14 protein-coding genes are annotated in these 15,889 nt (G+C 67.2%); 7 read left to right on the forward strand and 7 right to left on the reverse strand.

Translation table 11 applies throughout. The annotated features are described in order from the left end of the window. Nucleotides 1–26: 26 nt before the first annotated feature. From ligA to ACP2AD_RS13835, 4 genes are all read left to right on the forward strand, one after another. The gene (ligA, locus tag ACP2AD_RS13820) at nt 27–2,120 is read left to right on the forward strand and encodes an NAD-dependent DNA ligase LigA (RefSeq protein ID WP_425230620.1); all 2,094 of its coding nucleotides are present in this window, start codon (nt 27–29) and stop codon (nt 2,118–2,120) included. A 300-nt stretch (nt 2,121–2,420) separates the two neighbouring features. Further along, entirely contained in the window at nt 2,421–5,186 is a 2,766-nt protein-coding gene (locus ACP2AD_RS13825; protein WP_425230621.1) for a TonB-dependent receptor, read from the forward strand. Between the two features lie 174 nt (nt 5,187–5,360). After that, nucleotides 5,361–6,494 (forward strand): sensor histidine kinase, encoded by a 1,134-nt coding sequence (locus tag ACP2AD_RS13830; RefSeq protein WP_425230622.1) that lies wholly within the window; start codon nt 5,361–5,363, stop codon nt 6,492–6,494. An 85-nt stretch (nt 6,495–6,579) separates the two neighbouring features. Further along, complete coding sequence (locus tag ACP2AD_RS13835) at nt 6,580–7,392, forward strand: LytR/AlgR family response regulator transcription factor (RefSeq protein ID WP_425230623.1); 813 nt, start codon at nt 6,580–6,582, stop codon at nt 7,390–7,392. Between the two features lie 84 nt (nt 7,393–7,476). On the opposite strand, the gene ACP2AD_RS13840 is transcribed toward ACP2AD_RS13835, so the two are convergent. Then, complete coding sequence (locus ACP2AD_RS13840; protein WP_425230624.1) at nt 7,477–7,746, reverse strand: DUF3297 family protein; 270 nt, start codon at nt 7,744–7,746, stop codon at nt 7,477–7,479. Nucleotides 7,747–7,838: 92 nt separating this feature from the next. Continuing rightward, a complete protein-coding gene (locus tag ACP2AD_RS13845; RefSeq protein ID WP_425230625.1) occupies nt 7,839–8,213 on the reverse strand; it encodes a hypothetical protein in 375 nt (124 codons plus the stop codon). 143 nt (nt 8,214–8,356) lie between these two features. Here ACP2AD_RS13845 and ACP2AD_RS13850 point away from each other — a divergent pair, with 143 nt between their 5' ends. Both ACP2AD_RS13850 and ACP2AD_RS13855 read left to right on the forward strand, forming a co-directional pair. Next, nucleotides 8,357–8,755, forward strand: a complete 399-nt coding sequence (locus ACP2AD_RS13850; protein WP_425230626.1) for an EVE domain-containing protein — start codon at nt 8,357–8,359, stop codon at nt 8,753–8,755. Next, nucleotides 8,725–10,176 carry a hypothetical protein gene (locus tag ACP2AD_RS13855; protein ID WP_425230627.1) on the forward strand — a complete coding sequence of 484 codons (1,452 nt, stop codon included), beginning with the start codon at nt 8,725–8,727 and terminating at the stop codon, nt 10,174–10,176. Before ACP2AD_RS13850 ends, ACP2AD_RS13855 begins: the two co-directional genes overlap by 31 nt. Here ACP2AD_RS13855 and ACP2AD_RS13860 read toward each other — a convergent pair. From ACP2AD_RS13860 to ACP2AD_RS13880, 5 genes are all read right to left on the reverse strand, one after another. Beyond that, entirely contained in the window at nt 10,173–10,484 is a 312-nt protein-coding gene (locus tag ACP2AD_RS13860) for a VapC toxin family PIN domain ribonuclease (protein WP_425230628.1), read from the reverse strand. The genes ACP2AD_RS13855 and ACP2AD_RS13860 overlap by 4 nt on opposite strands. Nucleotides 10,485–10,549: 65 nt before the next feature. Continuing rightward, a complete protein-coding gene (locus ACP2AD_RS13865; RefSeq protein ID WP_425230629.1) occupies nt 10,550–10,771 on the reverse strand; it encodes a type II toxin-antitoxin system VapB family antitoxin in 222 nt (73 codons plus the stop codon). A gap of 23 nt (nt 10,772–10,794) precedes the next feature. Then, complete coding sequence (typA, locus tag ACP2AD_RS13870; RefSeq protein WP_425230630.1) at nt 10,795–12,630, reverse strand: translational GTPase TypA; 1,836 nt, start codon at nt 12,628–12,630, stop codon at nt 10,795–10,797. Between the two features lie 100 nt (nt 12,631–12,730). Beyond that, a complete protein-coding gene (locus ACP2AD_RS13875; protein WP_425230631.1) occupies nt 12,731–13,984 on the reverse strand; it encodes a hypothetical protein in 1,254 nt (417 codons plus the stop codon). 9 nt (nt 13,985–13,993) lie between these two features. Then, nucleotides 13,994–14,479, reverse strand: a complete 486-nt coding sequence (locus ACP2AD_RS13880) for a hypothetical protein (protein ID WP_425230632.1) — start codon at nt 14,477–14,479, stop codon at nt 13,994–13,996. 180 nt (nt 14,480–14,659) lie between these two features. Between ACP2AD_RS13880 and ACP2AD_RS13885 the strand changes: the two genes are divergently transcribed. Next, nucleotides 14,660–15,889 carry a toxic anion resistance protein gene (locus ACP2AD_RS13885; RefSeq protein WP_425230633.1) on the forward strand — a complete coding sequence of 410 codons (1,230 nt, stop codon included), beginning with the start codon at nt 14,660–14,662 and terminating at the stop codon, nt 15,887–15,889.

Raw genomic sequence — 15,889 nt, forward strand, 5'->3', positions numbered from 1 at the left:
CGACAGCGGATTGATAGAGCAGCGCAATGACAGACCTGCCGCCGACCGACGCCGAGGGCGCCGCCGAGCTGGAGCGCTTGGCCGAGGCGATCGCGCACCACAACCGGCGTTACCATACCGACGATGCGCCCGAGATCAGCGACGCGGACTACGACGTGCTGGTCGCGCGCAACCGGGTGCTGGAGACGGCTTTCCCGCATCTCATTCGCGCCGACTCGCCCAGCCGGCAGGTCGGCGCCGCGCCCGCCGGGCACCTGGCCAAGGTCGCGTACGCGCGGCCGATGCTGAGCCTCGACAACGGCTTTGCGGATGCAGACGTCACTGAATGGCTCGGCCGCGTACGGCGGTTCCTGCGGCTCGACCCCGACGGCGCAGACGGGGCGGAGCCGGTATCGGTCACCGCCGAACCAAAGATCGACGGGCTGTCCTGCTCGCTGCGCTACGAGGGCGGCCGGCTGGTCCAGGCGCTGACACGGGGCGACGGGGCGGTGGGTGAGGATGTGACCGCCAATGTCGCCACGGTGGAAGACATTCCCCAGACCTTGCCCCGCGATGCGCCCGCGCTGTTCGAGGTGCGCGGCGAGGTCTATATGGAGAAGGCCGCCTTCACCGCGCTCAACGCCCGCCTCGCGGCCGAAGCGATGTCGGCGGGCAAGGAAGCGCGGCAGTTTGCCAACCCGCGCAATGCCGCGGCGGGGTCGCTTCGGCAGAAGGACGCAGGCGTCACCGCGTTGCGGCCGCTGCGCTTCTTCGCGCATGGTTGGGGGGAAACGAGTGCGCTGCCGGGTGACACCCAGGCGGAGCTGATCGCGGCGCTTCGCCGCTGGGGCTTCCCGATCGCCGCCAATTTCCGCCGCTGCGCCGATCTTCACGCGGCGCTGGCGCAGTATCGCGCGATCGAGGCGCGGCGCGCTGACCTCGCTTTCGACATCGACGGTGTCGTCTACAAGGTCGACCGGCTCGACTGGCAAGCGCGGCTCGGCAGCGTCGGCCGCGCCCCGCGCTGGGCGCTCGCGCACAAGTTCCCGGCCGAGCGCGCGCAGACCACGCTCAGCGCGATCGACATCCAGGTCGGGCGCACCGGCAAGCTGACCCCCGTCGCGCGGCTGGCGCCGGTCACCGTCGGCGGCGTCGTCGTCACCAACGCGACCCTTCACAACAAGGACGAGATCGCGCGGCTGGGCGTGCGGCCGGGCGACCGCATCGTCCTGCAGCGCGCCGGCGACGTGATCCCGCAGATCGTCGAGAACCTGTCCGCGGCCGACGAGCGTCCGGCATTCGTCTTCCCCGACCATTGCCCGGCGTGCGGCAGCGAGGCGGTGGCGGAGGCGGGCGAGGTCGACGTGCGCTGCACCGGCGGGCTGATCTGCCCGGCGCAGCGGCTGGAGCGGCTCAGACATTTTGTCAGCCGCGGCGCGCTCGACATCGACGGGCTGGGCGAGAAGACGCTGGTCGAGTTGATCGAGCTCGGCTGGGTGACGGAGCCCGCCGATCTGTTCAGGCTGGCCCCGCATCGCGACGTGCTGCTGGCGCGCGAGGGGTGGCAGGCGAAGTCGGTCGATGCGCTGCTCGCCGCGATCGAGGCGAAGCGTGCGCCCGACGCCGCGCGGCTGCTGTTCGCGCTCGGCATCCGCCATATCGGTAGCGTCACCGCGCGTGACCTGCTCAAGGCGTTCGGCGCGTTGCCTGCGTTGCGCGCGGCGGCGGAAGGCGCACGCGCGGGCGACCCGGAGGCGCTGGCGCAGCTGACTGCGATCGATGGCGTCGGCCCGAGCGTCGTCGCCGCGCTGGGCGACTTTTTCCACGAGCAGCACAACCGGCAGGTCTGGGACGACCTGCTCGCCGAGGTGTCGCCGCCGCCCTTTGCGGTGGAGACGCGCGCGTCGGAGGTTAACGGTCAGATCGTGGTGTTCACCGGCTCGCTCCAAACGCTGTCGCGCGACGAGGCCAAGGCGCAGGCGGAGGCGCTCGGCGCGCGGGTGGCAGGCTCGGTGTCGGCGAAGACCGGGCTGGTGGTGGCCGGGCCGGGCGCGGGGTCGAAGCTCAACAAGGCCGCCGAACTAGGGGTACGGGTGGTGGATGAAGCGGGGTGGGCGGCGATCGTCGCGGCGGCGGGGTAGCTGATGGCGGGATACTGCGGTGCAGCGGCCTCGGATGTTTATCACGCCGCGGCAAAGCCGCGTCGTCGGACGGGAGCGCTGCGCTTCCCGCCGGCCGTGCTGGCGCGTCTCGCGCGCATCTATGCTGCTCGCGTGCGCGCTGCGCAGTGCGCCATTTTTGCAACGCAACATAAATGAGTCGGCAACCATCCCGCCCCCGCCTTCCCGCTGTCACGGAAGCGCAATAAAAGGGGCGCACGGGCGCTGCAGACCGGTGAGCCAAGCAAGCGCCGCCGAATCGATCCTAAGGGGTGTAGATCCATGCGATATCAACTGCTTCTGGGTGCGGCTGTCGTCGCGCTCGCGATTCCCTCGGCCGCGTTCGCGCAGTCGACCGGCTCGGCCGAAACCGACAACGTCTCCACCACCGACGTCGTGGTCACCGGTACGCGCGAGGCGTCGGTCGGCGGCGTCCAGCAGCCTGACACCCCCAAGAACCGCTCGGTGCTGACCCAAGAGTTCATCGCCCGCCAGACCCCAGGCCAGTCGGTCGACGACATCATCAACCAGCTCCCGGGCGTCAGCTTCCAGAACAACGACCCGTTCGGCTCGGCCGGCGGCACGCTGACCATCCGCGGCTTCGACGGCAGCCGCATCAGCCAGACGTTCGACGGCATCCCGCTCAACGACACCGGCAACTATGCAATCTATTCGAACCAGCAGCTCGACCCCGAGCTGATCGAGCAGGTCAACGTGAACCTCGGCTCGACCGATCCCGATTCGCCCACCGCCTCGGCGTCGGGTTCGACCGTCAACTACCGCACGATCAACCCATCGGAGGATTTCGGCGCGCGTCTGGTCGGCTCGGTCGGCGACTATAATTTCTTCCGCGTCTTCGGGCTGGTCAATACCGGAAACCTGACCTCGTTCGGCACCCGCGCCTGGCTCTCCGCCAGCAATGCCCGCAACGATGTGGTGTTCAACAACTTCGGCAAGATCGAAAAGCAGCAGTACAACGCCAAGATCTATCAGCCGATCGGATCGGGCCGCGACTTCATCGCGATCTCGGGCCACTACAATCAGAACCGCAACAACTTCTTCGGCTCGGCGCCGCTGCGCGACGACAACAATGTGTTCTCACAGAGCACGGCTGCGCCGGGGTCGGCGCTGAACCCGACCTTTGTGACCGGCGCGGCACGGACGCCCGGAACGAACTCGGGCAATCGCTTCCCGCGCGGCCGCGATGAACTGCCTTACCTGGTTGCACGCTGCCTGATCGCCACCCCGACCACCGGCGTCGCGAACACCGTCGCCAATGTCAGTGCGCCGGGCGCGTCGAACAACGGCGTCGCCTGCGGGTCCAGTTTCGACGAGCGCTACAATCCGTCGAACACCGGCAATGTCCGGCTCAACTCACGCTTCACGCTGGCCGAAGGGCTGACGCTGTTCCTCGACGGCAGCTATCAGTACACCAAGGCGAACGGCGGCGGCACCGTTACGGGCCGCGAGGGCGGCTTCACCCGGACTACAGGCGTGCCGATCACGACGCCGCAATATGGCTTCATCGGCGGGTCCTATTATTTCGGCCGTGACGTCAACGGCGACGGCGATGCGCTCGATCAGGTGATCCTGCTCGCGCCGAGCCAGACGCAGACGCGCCGCTACGGCGTGATCTCGTCGCTGCGCTGGGACTTCACCCCGGACCAGAGCCTGCGCGCCGGCTACACGCTGGATTATGGCCGCCATCGCCAGACGGGCGAGGTCGGCACGTTGCAGGCGAACGGCTTCCCGGTCGACGTCTTCCCGGTCAACAATCCGCTGACGGCGGTGAACGGCTCGGTAGTCGAGAAGCGCAACCGCTTCTCGAAGGCGATCCTGAACCAGGGTTTCGCGCAATATGTCGGCAATTTCCTCGACAACCGGCTGCGCGTCGAAGCGTCGCTGACCGGCAAGTGGTTCACCCGCGACCTGACCAACTACTGCTTCGTCACGGCGGCCAACGGCAATGTCGACTGTCTCGGCCGCGATCCGACGGTCAACGCCGCCTATGCCACGGCCAATCCGTACACTGTCGGCGGGACGACGCAGGCGCCGACGATCACCGGCTATGCGGTGCCGCAGAACCGGGTCTATCGCTATCACCGGCTGCTGCCCGCGGCGGGCCTGACCTTCAACGTCGCGGACCGGCTGACGGTCTTCGGCAATTACTCGAAGGGTATTCAGGTTCCCGGCACGGACAATCTGTACCAGGCGTTCTTCTATCCCCAGAACACCACCCCCGCGAACCCCGTTCCGGAAACGACCGACAACTTTGATCTGGGCCTGCGTTATACCAGCAGCCGCATCCAGGCGTCGGTCGGACCATGGTATACCCGCTTCCAGAACCGGCTGGCGGGTGCCTTCGACAATGACACGCAGCAGACGATCTATCGCAATCTGGGCCGGGTGAACAAATACGGCGTCGACGCGAGCATCGCGTACCGGCCGATCCGCGAGGTGCTGTTCTACGTCTACGGCTCGTATCTGAAGTCGGAGATCAAGAACAACGTCCAGATCGGCGTCTGTTCGACGACGACCACCGTCAACTGCGCGACGGTGGGACAACCGATCTATGCCCTGACGGCGGGGATGCGTGAGTCGGCGGCGCCCGTCTATACGGTCGGCGGCCGCGTCCAGGCGACGCTCGGGCCGATCGAGCTCGGTGGTCAGATCAAGCGCACCGGCCGCCGCTATGTCAACGATCAGAACCTGGCGAGCTTCGCCTGCACCGCCGCGCCGCTGGTGAACACGCTCTGCCCGACGGCCGCCAACACCACGGCAACCTTTACCGGCACGCGCGGCTTCCAGTATCAGACCTACGGGCCGGTCGCGTCGGGCTATACCGTGGTCGATTTTGATGCGCGCGTCGGGCTCGACTGGACCGGGATCGGCAACACCAAGACCTACCTGCAGCTGAACGTCGTCAACGCCTTCAACCAATATTATGTCGGCGGCTTCTCGGGCGGCGCCACCACGGTCTTCAACCAGCCGTTCGTTCAGATCGGCAGCCCGCGCGCGTTCATCGTCTCGCTGAACGTCGGGCTGTAAGGCGCAGCCGGCGGGAGCACTGCTCCCGTCCGACGACGCCGCTTCGCCGCGGCGGCGGCGGCCATGCAGAGACTTTAGGAAAGGCCGTCGTTCCCCCGGGACGGCGGCCTTTCCGTTCATGCCCGGCAGCGCGCCGCCCTTCCGCCGCGGGGCACATCGCGATAAAGCCGCCTCGTGGCCTCGCTCGCCCCCACCCGCTCTCCTTCGCCGCGACGGCCGGCGCTCAACGTCCGTCCGTTCTTCGAGGACAAGGGCCGCGCCTTCTGGACGCTGCAGGCGGTCGGCTGGGGCGGCTACCTGATCGTGCGCGAGGCGGCGTCGATTTCCGGCGGCCCGACGATCGACGTCGTCATCCCGGTGCTGGTCGAGGCGATCATCGGCTATTGCCTGACGCTGCTGCTGTCGACGTTATACGGCTATTACCGCCGTCTGCCGCGCGTGCCGGGCGTCGTCCTCACGGTCGCGACGCTGCTCGGCTTCACCCTGCTGTACGCGTTCCTGGTCGCCTTCCTGTTTTCGTTCATCAGCCTCAAGACGCTGTCCCCCCATGTCAGCCTCGCCTCCTTTCTTAGCGCCTTTTACATCTGCTTCACCGTGTTGGCGGGCTGGTCGGCGCTGTATTTCGGGATCAACTTCTACATCCTGGTCGAGGAGCAGATCGACCAGATGCGCGACCTGGAGGCGCAGGCGTCGTCGGCGCAGCTGGCGATGCTGCGCTACCAGCTCAACCCGCATTTCCTGTTCAACACGCTCAACTCGATCTCGACGCTGGTGCTGTTGAAGCAGACCGATCGCGCCAATGCGATGCTCAGCCGCCTGTCGTCGTTCCTCCGCTACACGCTCGCCAACGAGCCGACCGCGCATGTCACGGTGGCGCAGGAGGTGGAGACGCTGAAGCTCTATCTCGAGATCGAGAAGATGCGTTTCGAACAGCGGCTGCGCCCCAAGTTCGACATCGACCCAGCCGCCGAGCGCGCCCGCCTGCCCTCCCTGTTGCTCCAGCCGCTGGTGGAGAACGCGATCAAATATGCCGTCACCCCGCAGGAGGACGGCGCCGATATCTGCATTGAGGTACGGCTCGCCGGAGAACAGGTGCACATTACCGTGTCCGACAGCGGTCCCGGCTTGCAGGACGGCGTGCAACCGCCCAGCCTGTCTACCGGGGTCGGGCTCGCCAACATCCGCGAGCGGCTGGTTCAGGCCTATGGCGCGGACCAGCAGCTGGTCACGCGCTCGACCGCGGAGGGCGGATTTTCGGTGGCGATCGAGATCCCGTTCCAGCTCGAGGATTTGAGGGAAGCCGCATGACGCCGACGCAATCTTCCATTCAGGTCCGCAAGGGTACCGGCGCCAGCCTTGCCGGTTTACCCGACGCCGCCACGAAAGGGGCTGCATGAGCATCCGCACCATCCTCGTCGATGACGAGCCGCTTGCGACCCAAGGACTGGAGCTGCGGCTGCAGCAGTTCGACGATGTCGAGATCATCGACAAGTGCATCAATGGCCGCGAGGCGATCCGCGCGATCAAGACCCACAAACCCGATCTGGTCTTTCTCGACATCCAGATGCCGGGGTTCGACGGCTTTTCCGTGGTGCAGGGGTTGATGGAGGTCGACCCGCCGCTGTTCGTGTTCGTCACCGCCTATGGCGATCACGCGCTGCGCGCGTTCGAGGCGCAGGCGGTCGATTACCTGATGAAGCCGGTCGACGAGGCGCGATTGGCAGATACAATCGAGCGCGTCCGTCAACGGCTCAGCGAAAAGCAGAGCGTCGGCGAGGCCGCGATGTTCAAGGATGCGCTCGCCGAGCACGCGCCCGAAGCAGCGGCGGAACTGAGCGCGGACGGTGGCGCTGGCGGCGGTGAGATGGCGTCTGGGCGGTTCGAGAAGCTCATCAACATCAAGGACCAGGGTCAGATCTTCCGCGTCGACGTCGACACGATCGAGCTGATCGAGGCGGCGGGCGACTATATGGTCATCAAGACCGGCGACAATTCGCTGGTCCTGCGCGAGACGATGAAGGATCTGGAGAAGCGCCTCGACCCCCGCCGCTTCCAGCGCGTCCACCGCTCGACCATCGTCAACCTCGACCTGGTCAAGCAGGTCAAGCCGCACACCAACGGCGAATGCTTCCTCGTGTTGAACTCCGGCGGCAGCGTGAAAGTCAGCCGCTCCTATCGCGATGTGGTAGCGCGATTCGTCCATTGACGGGCGACCTGCTGATGACACTTCAAGCGCTGTCGCTGGCTGGCCCCCGCGGGCGCTCGCCCGGCTGAAAGCGCTGGTCGAAGATCAGTCCTCGGGGTGAGCTTCGTCCTCGACCGTTTCCGTCTTGAACCACGCCTCGACTGGCCCGGTCAGCTTGATCGTCAGCGGCCGGCCGTGGCGGTCAACCTTTTTGCCAAGCGCGACGCGTATCCAGCTTTCCGACCGGCAATATTCCTCGACGTCGCTACGCTCGACGCCCTTGAAGCGGATGCCGATACCACGCTCCAGCACCTCGCGATCAAAATGGGGCGAGCGGGGATCGATCGAGAGGTGGTCGGGGGGCGTGTCGGTCATGGCCGGGCCGCTTAGCGGCTGCGTCCGGGACTGCCCACAAAAAAGCGGCGCGGCAGCCGGTGCCGCCGCGCCGTCTTTCGGGTCAACGTCGCCTAACGGCAGACGCGGACATTGTAGGGGCGGCCATATCCGTCCCATTGCCGCTCGACGAAACAGCGCGGCCGGTATTCATCATAATAGTTGTGGTAATAGGGCTGCTGATAGTTGTCATAGTAATAGCGACGCGGCGGTGGCGGGGGCGCGTCGTAATAACGATCGCGGTCGTAATAGCGGTTGTTGTTGCTCGACGCGATCGCCGCACCGACGCCCAGCCCGAGGATGCCCCCGAGCACGGCCGCACCGCCCGCGCCGATCCCGTCATGGTGCCGATAGCCGCGATAATATTGCGCGCTCGCGGGCGTCGCCGACACCAGGGCGCTGGCGGCCATTGCCGCACCCAGCACCGTCTTTCCGATCAATCCAGTCATGGCAGACCTCCTACTCGTTACACTCGGTCCCGGGGTAAGAACGAACATACCGCGACCTTGCTCACGCTCTTGCCCGAGTCGCACTGAACGGGCACGGAATGAGGCGTTAAGCCGCTGTTTAACCGGGGAGCATGGGAGCGAGGATGGCGCGCTGGCTGATCAAGGGGGAAGCAAGCTCCTACGGCTGGGACGCGCTGGTCGCGGACGGTGGCACCGAATGGGACGGCATCCGCAACGCGGCGGCGGCGAGGCACCTGCGCGCGATGGCGGTCGGCGACGAGGCGCTGTTCTATCATAGCGGCCCGGACAAGGCGGCGGTCGGAATCGTCCGCGTCGCCCGCACCATGCAAGCCGATGGCGCAGACGGCCGCTGGGTGTCGGTGCGGGTCGAGCCGCTGCGGCCGCTTGCGCGTCTCGTCACCCTGGCCCAGATGAAAGCGGAGCCCGCGCTGGCGGGGATGGCGATGCTACGCCAGTCGCGGCTGAGCGTTTCGCCGGTCGGCGAGGCGGAATGGGCGACGGTGATGCGGCTCGCTGGGTGACGCTCGGCCGCCTCGACGCGCGTGGGGCGCGGATACCGGCTGCGCACGTCGCGGTCCCGATCGCGGCGGCGCTGGCGGCGGCGGTGACCGGGCTCGCTTATTGGCCCGGGCTGATGACCTGGGACCCGGTGCGGCAATATGGCGAGGCGCTGAGCGGAGCGATCACCGATTGGCATCCGCCCGTGATGCAGTGGGTGTGGCAGCGGCTGTTGCCGATCGCGCACGGCCCCGCGCCGATGCTGGTGCTCCAGCTCGGGCTGTTCTGGGCGGGGTTGGCGATCCTGGCGCTGGGGGTGCGGCAGGACGGCCGCCCCCGGCTCGGCTGGGCGCTGCTCGCCTGCGGGCTGTGGCCCCCTGCAATGGCGTTGATGGGGGCGATCCTGAAGGACTGCCTGATGACCGGTGCGATCCTCGTCGCTGCCGGGATGCTGGCAACGCAGAGGGAGCGGGGCCGCGGCTGGCAACGCGCCGCGGGGTTGCTGTTCCTGCTGTTCGCCGCGACCCTGCGCTTCAACGCGTTCGCCGCCTGCCTGCCGCTTGCGGTCGCGCTGCTGCCCGCGGCGTGGCGCTGCACCGTGCCGCGGCTGGCGCTGACGAGCGTCGCCGTTGCCGGTATCCTGCTCGCCGCAATGCCGCTTGCCAACCGCGCGATCGGGGCGGAGCCGAGCGCGGTCGAGCTGTCGCTCGTCATCTTCGATCTCGGCGGCATCACCGAGCACGCCGGCGTCAATGTCTTTCCCGACGACATCGAGGTGGGCGATCCCGTCGCGGTCAACCATCGCTGCTACCGGCCCGCGAAATGGGACAGCTATTCGGATTGGGTCGATCCCGAATGCCCGCTCGGCTTCACGGCGTGGAGCGACAATGTCGATCCGGCGGAAGTCCACCCCTACCTGTTCTGGGCGCGCGCGGTGCTAGCGCATCCGATCGCCTATGCCGAGCACCGGCTGACCCATTTCGCGATCAACACGCGCATCCTGCCGCTGACGGACGCGGTTGAGCGGCCGGTGCCGCACGAGGATGCGCCCAATCCCTGGGGCTTCCGCGTCGCCCCTAACCCGCTGTTGCGCTCGCTCGACGCCGCGGCGCTGGCCACCGCGCACACCCCGCTCGGCTGGCCGATCGTCGCAATCGCGCTCGCGCTGGGGGCGCTGCTCGCCGGCGCGGGGCTGCCGAACGCACGACTGAGCGTGCCGATCGCGGCGTCGTCGGCGCTGTACGGGCTGGGATATCTGGTGCTCAGCGTCGCGTCGGAGCTGCGTTATCATTTGTGGACGCAGCTGGGCGCGCTGATCGCGGTAGTGATCGTGGCAGGTGACATTGCTGGCGGAGCGACAATCGCACGGTGGCGATTGGGCGTCGGCGCGGGATTGATCGGTAGCGTAATCGTTCTGAGTACATCCTTGCGGCTTGCAGCCTAGGTTTCCTCGTCCCGCGCAGCCACGCTCAGGTGTTCGGCGGCCGCATGCGGTCGACGTTCCCGCGTCCACAGGTGAGCGCCGGGCGTCAGAAGGGCGGACGCGAGAAGATGCGCATCGACATAGCCGATGCCACGTCCGTGCAAATCATGGCGCTCGATCAAACCCATGACTTCTTCGTGCTCGGCAATCTCCGTGCGATGCAGATCGTCCATCTCACGGATCACTGCGGCACGATCCATGATGCTGCCAAGAGCGATCTCGCCGATAATAAAGGAATGGATCAACAACTGATCGTCATCCAGTGCCAATGCCGGCGGCGCAGCGGCGAACGCAGATGGTCGATCCAGACCGAAACATCCGCGAGCAGCACCGGTCAGTCGAACCGCCGACGAGGCGCCGCCGTCGCGTCGGGATCGGAGCCGCCGAGCAGCGCCAGTCGACGCGCAGCCTCGCGTGATACGAGCAGGCGAAGGGCTTCACCGATCAGCGCGGATTTTCCCGTGATCCCGGTATAGCCTTGCGCCTTTGCCAACAAATCGTCGTCAGGCGTGACCGTTGTGCCTATGCCATTCTCCGGATGCACGCGCCATCGCATCAGATTATGCGCCGATCCATGCCTCAGGCGGCTTCCTTCTGCCGCGACGCGCGCTTGCGCTCGTGCGGATCGAGGAAGCGCTTTCTCAACCGGATCGATTTGGGCGTTACCTCGACCATCTCGTCGTCGTCGATATACGCGATCGCCTGCTCCAGCGTCAGCTTGCGCGGCGGGGTCAGGCGGATCGCGTCGTCCTTGCCGCCGCTCGCGCGGAAGTTCGTCAGCTGCTTCGCCTTCATCGGATTGACTTCGAGGTCGTCGGTCTTCGCGTTCTCGCCGATGATGATGCCCTCGTACAGTGGGTCGCCCGGCGCGACCATCAGCACGCCGCGCTCTTCGAGAAAGCCGAGCGCATAGGCGTTCGCCTCGCCCGAGCCGTTGGAGATGAGGACGCCGTTCTTTCGCCCTTCGATCTGGCCCTTGTACGGGCCGTAGCGTTCGAAGACGCGGTTCATGATGCCGGTGCCGCGAGTGTCGGACAGGAACTCGCCATGATAGCCGATCAGGCCGCGGCTGGGGGCCGAGAAGGTGATGCGGGTCTTGCCGCCGCCCGACGGGCGCATGTCGGTCATCTCCGCCTTGCGCTGGTTCATCTTGTCGACGACCGTGCCCGAATGCTCGTCGTCGACGTCGATGACCACCTGCTCGTAAGGCTCCTCGCGGCCGGACCCTTCAGCATCGCGGAACAGCACGCGCGGGCGGCTGATGCCGAGCTCGAAACCCTCGCGCCGCATGGTCTCGATCAGAACACCAAGCTGGAGCTCGCCGCGGCCGGCGACCTCGAAGCTGTCCTTGTCGGCCGCTTCGGTCACCTTGATCGCGACGTTCGATTCCGCTTCGCGGAACAGGCGGTCGCGGATCATCCGGCTCGTCACCTTGCTGCCCTCGCGCCCCGCCATCGGCGAATCGTTGACGGCGAAGCGCATCGACAGCGTCGGCGGGTCGATCGGCTGCGCGTGCAGCGCCTCCGTCACGCTGATGTCGGCGATGGTGTTGGCAACCGTCGCGACCGCCAGCCCGGCCATCGAGATGATGTCGCCCGCGCGGGCCTCGTCGATGGCGACGCGTTCCAGCCCGCGAAAGCCCATCAGCTTCGACGCGCGGCCGGTCTCGATCACCGTGCCGTCATCGGCCAGCGCATGGATCGGCTGGTTGACCTTGACCACGCCCGAATTGACCCGGCCGGTGAGGATGCGGCCGACGAAATTGTCGCGGTCGAGCAGTGTCACCAGAAAGGTGAAGGGCGCTTCCTCGTCAAGCGCCGGAGCGGGAACGTGGGCGACAATCCGCTCGAACAGCGGCGCCAGCGTACCCTCGCGCGCATCAGGGTCTTCGCTGGCATAGCCGTTGCGGCCGCTCGCGAAGAGCACCGGGAAGTCGAGCTGCTCGTCCGACGCCTCCAGCGTCACGAACAGGTCGAACACCTCGTCCAGCACCTCCTGGATGCGCGCGTCGGACCGGTCGACCTTGTTGACCACGACGATCGGGCGAAGGCCCAGCGCCAGCGCCTTGCCGGTGACGAACTTGGTCTGCGGCATCGCGCCCTCAGCGGCGTCGACTAACAGGATGACGCCGTCGACCATCGACAGGATGCGCTCCACCTCGCCGCCGAAATCGGCGTGGCCCGGCGTGTCGACGATGTTGATCCGCGTGTCGCCGTTCGCACCATGCCAGTCGACCGACGTGCACTTGGCGAGGATGGTGATTCCGCGCTCCTTCTCCAGGTCGTTCGAATCCATCGCGCGCTCTTCGACGCGCTGGTTCTCGCGAAAGGTGCCGGACTGACGGAAGAGCTGATCGACGAGCGTCGTCTTGCCGTGATCGACGTGGGCGATGATCGCCACGTTGCGCAGGTTCATTGATACTTCCTGGATAACAAGCGGGCGTGGTTCGCCCCGGTCGCGGGCGTCCATAACCGAATTGCTGCGCTGCGGAAAGGGAGCGTGGGGGTGCCCGGCGCTACTGGTCGGTCCACGCCCGCCAATTGCTGTCGGCGAGATCGAACTCGTGGCGCAGCGCATGGCGCATCGCATCGACCTCCGCTGCCGCAGTGCGCCGCGGGTCGACGGGGAGCCCGGGCATCCCCGGCGGACCACCCGGCCGCGCCGGCGGCGCCCCGGGACGGGCCGGTGGCGCACCGGGATGAGGCGGCTGCGGTGGATCGGGCTGTCCTTGGCGGCGCGGCGCCGCAGCACGCAGCCGCGCGATCGTCGCCGCATCGATCGTCGCCTCGTAGTTCCAAATCTGCATCGCGGTCCCGACCACGACCTTGGCCCCGCCGAAGCCGAGATCGGAACTGTACCCGCGATGCTCCGCCGCCCAGTGCATCGAGCCCGACCGGGCCAGGTGCACCGCCAGCCGCGCCCGCATCGACACGGTCGCGTCATTCCAGTTCTGCAGGTGCGGGCGATCGCCGGCCGGCCCGCGAAATGCTCCCAACGCGGTGCCCGCGGTACGCAGCGCATCCCAGAACGCGGTCGCCTCCGCGGCGCTGACCCGTGTCAGCTTGGCGAGCCACGGGTCGTCGGTCACCACCGTGCCGTCCGGCTTAAGCCAGCGCCAGCCCTCGAATCCAAGATCCGCTGCACCGCCGAAATTATGATTGCTCTCGCCCGGCCCGGCGTTGGTGTTCTGCGGCGTATCGTGCCGGATGTCGTACTGCGTCTGGAAGCTGCGCCGGTCGCCACGCGGATCGACCCCGATCGCGATGCCGTGATCGGCGTGCATGCGGCGGATGGTGGCGTTGACCTTGACGCGAAAAGCGTCGGTGAAGGTCTTGCCGGCCGCGGCGGTCAGCTTCGCCTGCAGTTCCGCCGCCGTCGCCTCAAGATAGACCGTCCTGCGCCCGGCCAGCACGCGCAGATCCTTGAACGCGGCGGGGGCCTGCGCCACCAGCTGCGCCCAGGTCGCATCGCCCGGCGACACGGCGCCGTCCGTCGCGCGCGGGTTCGGCGCCGTCTCGCCGGTCGGCGAGCGAAACACGTGATCGGTCTGGAAGGCGCGGATCGCCGCCGCCGTGCCCGGTCCGAATGTGCCGCTATAGCTTGGCAGATAGGGTCCCGCGGCCCGCGCGGGGACCGCCGGATGGCCGGGCGATGCCGGTTGCGGCGGTTGCGCCGCGCGCTGGATCACGACCAGGATGGCCTGAACCAGCGCCACGTCGCCGACCGCGTTCGCCGCGCCCTCGCCGACTGCTCCGCCGATCGCCTGCATAGCTGCCCCCTACTCGTAACAGGCGAACGGCAGCGTCGCCTCGCCATGCGCGGGCGTGCCGCCGCCGACCAGGACGGCGCGGAAGTCGATCGTGTCGCAGCCGGTGTCGTCCAGCCAGAAGCCGACATGGGTAGTGCCGTCCTCATCCACCGGGCCGAGCCGCGCGCTGCGATCTAGCAGCACGCGGCCGCGCCGCCCGGCGGTTCTGGCGACAAGACGGACGCGAGCATGATCCGGGACCGATGCGCGCGGTCCGAAGGCGACGGTGACGACGACGAAGGTCGATACGGACGACAGGTCGCCGGTCATTACATTGCCGAGCTGGGCGGTGTCGGTCAGCACATCGCGCGACAGCGTGCCGTTGCGACTGTTGAAGAGGAATGCCTTGAAGCCCGCGATCCGCGGCTGCGCCAGCGCCGCCGACGCCCCCGCCATCGCCAGCGCCGTCATCAGCAACACGGCGATCCATCGGCGAAGCTGAGCGCTCAGGGGCATCGCGACGACTCCGGTTATGACCGCTCCGACCCGACCACTCCGGTCGCGCGCGGTCAACCCGCGGCGGTCGCACCGTCGTCGCTTGCGGACGACCGGCCCCGGCGATTATCCTGTCGCTGTTCCGACATTGTCAGCCGCCTTGGCTGTATTATATTGGTAGAACACGCGAAGGGGTCAGCGATGGCGACGAGCACCGAAACTATGACGGCCGTACCTGAGCAGGAGCTGATCCTTACGCCGCCCGCGCCAGTGCCCGCTGTCCGTGCCGAAAAGGCGGCGGGGCTGGTGCCCGTCGGCGACGACGCCAAGTCGAAGCTGGAGGAGCGGGTCGACAGCTTCGTCACCGACCTGGTCGCGCAGGACGTCAACTCGCCCGATTTCGGCCGCCGCGTCGATGCGATCACCGCGATGGGCGCGAAGGAAATCCGCGACGCCGCCGGCCAGTCGAACCGCTTCCTCGACCGCCCGGTCCGCGCGATGGATCAGGAGGGGGGCGTCGGCAAGGACCTGGCCGAGCTGCGCCGCGTCATCGAAGACCTCGACCCGGGCAAGAAGGGCAACCTCACCGCGCCGCAGAAACTGTTCGGGATCATCCCGTTCGGCAACAAGATGCGCAACTATTTCGACGGCTACAAATCGAGTCAGACGCATATCAGCTCGATCCTGAAGAGCCTTGCGTCCGGCAAGGACGAGCTGTTGATGGACAACGCCGCGATCGATACCGAGCGCGCGAACCTGTGGGGCGCGATGGGCAAGCTGGAGCAGATGATCCACCTGTCCAAGACGATGGACGCGCGGCTGGAGGACAAAGCGCACGAGCTGGACGCGACCGATCCGGCCAAGGCCAAGGCGATCCGCGAGACCGCGCTGTTCTACACCCGCCAGCGCACCCAGGACCTGCTGACCCAGATGGCGGTGACGGTGCAGGGCTATCTGGCGCTCGACCTGGTCAAGAAGAACAATGTCGAGCTGGTGAAGGGTGTCGACCGCGCCTCGACCACTACCGTGTCGGCGCTGCGTACCGCGGTGACCGTCGCCAGCGCGCTGACCAATCAGCGGCTGGTGCTGGAATCGATCACCCAGCTCAACACGACGACGGCGAACATCATCGATTCGACCGGCAAGCTGCTGAAGGACAACACCAGCCGCATCCACGAACAGGCGGCCTCTTCGACCATCCCGCTCGAAACGCTGCAGCGCGCGTTCCAGAACATCTACGACACGATGGACGCGATCGACACGTTCAAGGCCAAGGCGCTCGATTCGATGAAGGTCACCGTGACCGCGCTAGGGTCGGAGGTCGAGCGATCGAAGGGGTACATCGCCCGCGCCGAAGGCGCTGCGCAGGGTCAGTCCGGAGGGCAGATCAGGGGGCCGAGCGCCGCCCAGTTCCAGCTCGAGTCCGTATAG

Source organism: Sphingomonas sp., assembly GCF_965248875.1.
Lineage (GTDB): Bacteria > Pseudomonadota > Alphaproteobacteria > Sphingomonadales > Sphingomonadaceae > Sphingomonas.

What these genes read in the sequence shown, in the direction of transcription:
- typA (WP_425230630.1), bottom strand. Translation starts at nt 12,630, where the DNA reads ATGAACCTGCGCAACGTGGCGATCATCGCCCACGTCGATCACGGCAAG.
- ACP2AD_RS13885 (WP_425230633.1), top strand. Translation starts at nt 14,660, where the DNA reads ATGGCGACGAGCACCGAAACTATGACGGCCGTACCTGAGCAGGAGCTG.
- ACP2AD_RS13845 (WP_425230625.1), bottom strand. Translation starts at nt 8,213, where the DNA reads ATGACTGGATTGATCGGAAAGACGGTGCTGGGTGCGGCAATGGCCGCC.
- ACP2AD_RS13875 (WP_425230631.1), bottom strand. Translation starts at nt 13,984, where the DNA reads ATGCAGGCGATCGGCGGAGCAGTCGGCGAGGGCGCGGCGAACGCGGTC.
- ACP2AD_RS13880 (WP_425230632.1), bottom strand. Translation starts at nt 14,479, where the DNA reads ATGCCCCTGAGCGCTCAGCTTCGCCGATGGATCGCCGTGTTGCTGATG.
- ACP2AD_RS13855 (WP_425230627.1), top strand. Translation starts at nt 8,725, where the DNA reads ATGGGCGACGGTGATGCGGCTCGCTGGGTGACGCTCGGCCGCCTCGAC.
- ACP2AD_RS13850 (WP_425230626.1), top strand. Translation starts at nt 8,357, where the DNA reads ATGGCGCGCTGGCTGATCAAGGGGGAAGCAAGCTCCTACGGCTGGGAC.
- ACP2AD_RS13835 (WP_425230623.1), top strand. Translation starts at nt 6,580, where the DNA reads ATGAGCATCCGCACCATCCTCGTCGATGACGAGCCGCTTGCGACCCAA.
- ligA (WP_425230620.1), top strand. Translation starts at nt 27, where the DNA reads ATGACAGACCTGCCGCCGACCGACGCCGAGGGCGCCGCCGAGCTGGAG.
- ACP2AD_RS13865 (WP_425230629.1), bottom strand. Translation starts at nt 10,771, where the DNA reads ATGCGATGGCGCGTGCATCCGGAGAATGGCATAGGCACAACGGTCACG.
- ACP2AD_RS13825 (WP_425230621.1), top strand. Translation starts at nt 2,421, where the DNA reads ATGCGATATCAACTGCTTCTGGGTGCGGCTGTCGTCGCGCTCGCGATT.
- ACP2AD_RS13840 (WP_425230624.1), bottom strand. Translation starts at nt 7,746, where the DNA reads ATGACCGACACGCCCCCCGACCACCTCTCGATCGATCCCCGCTCGCCC.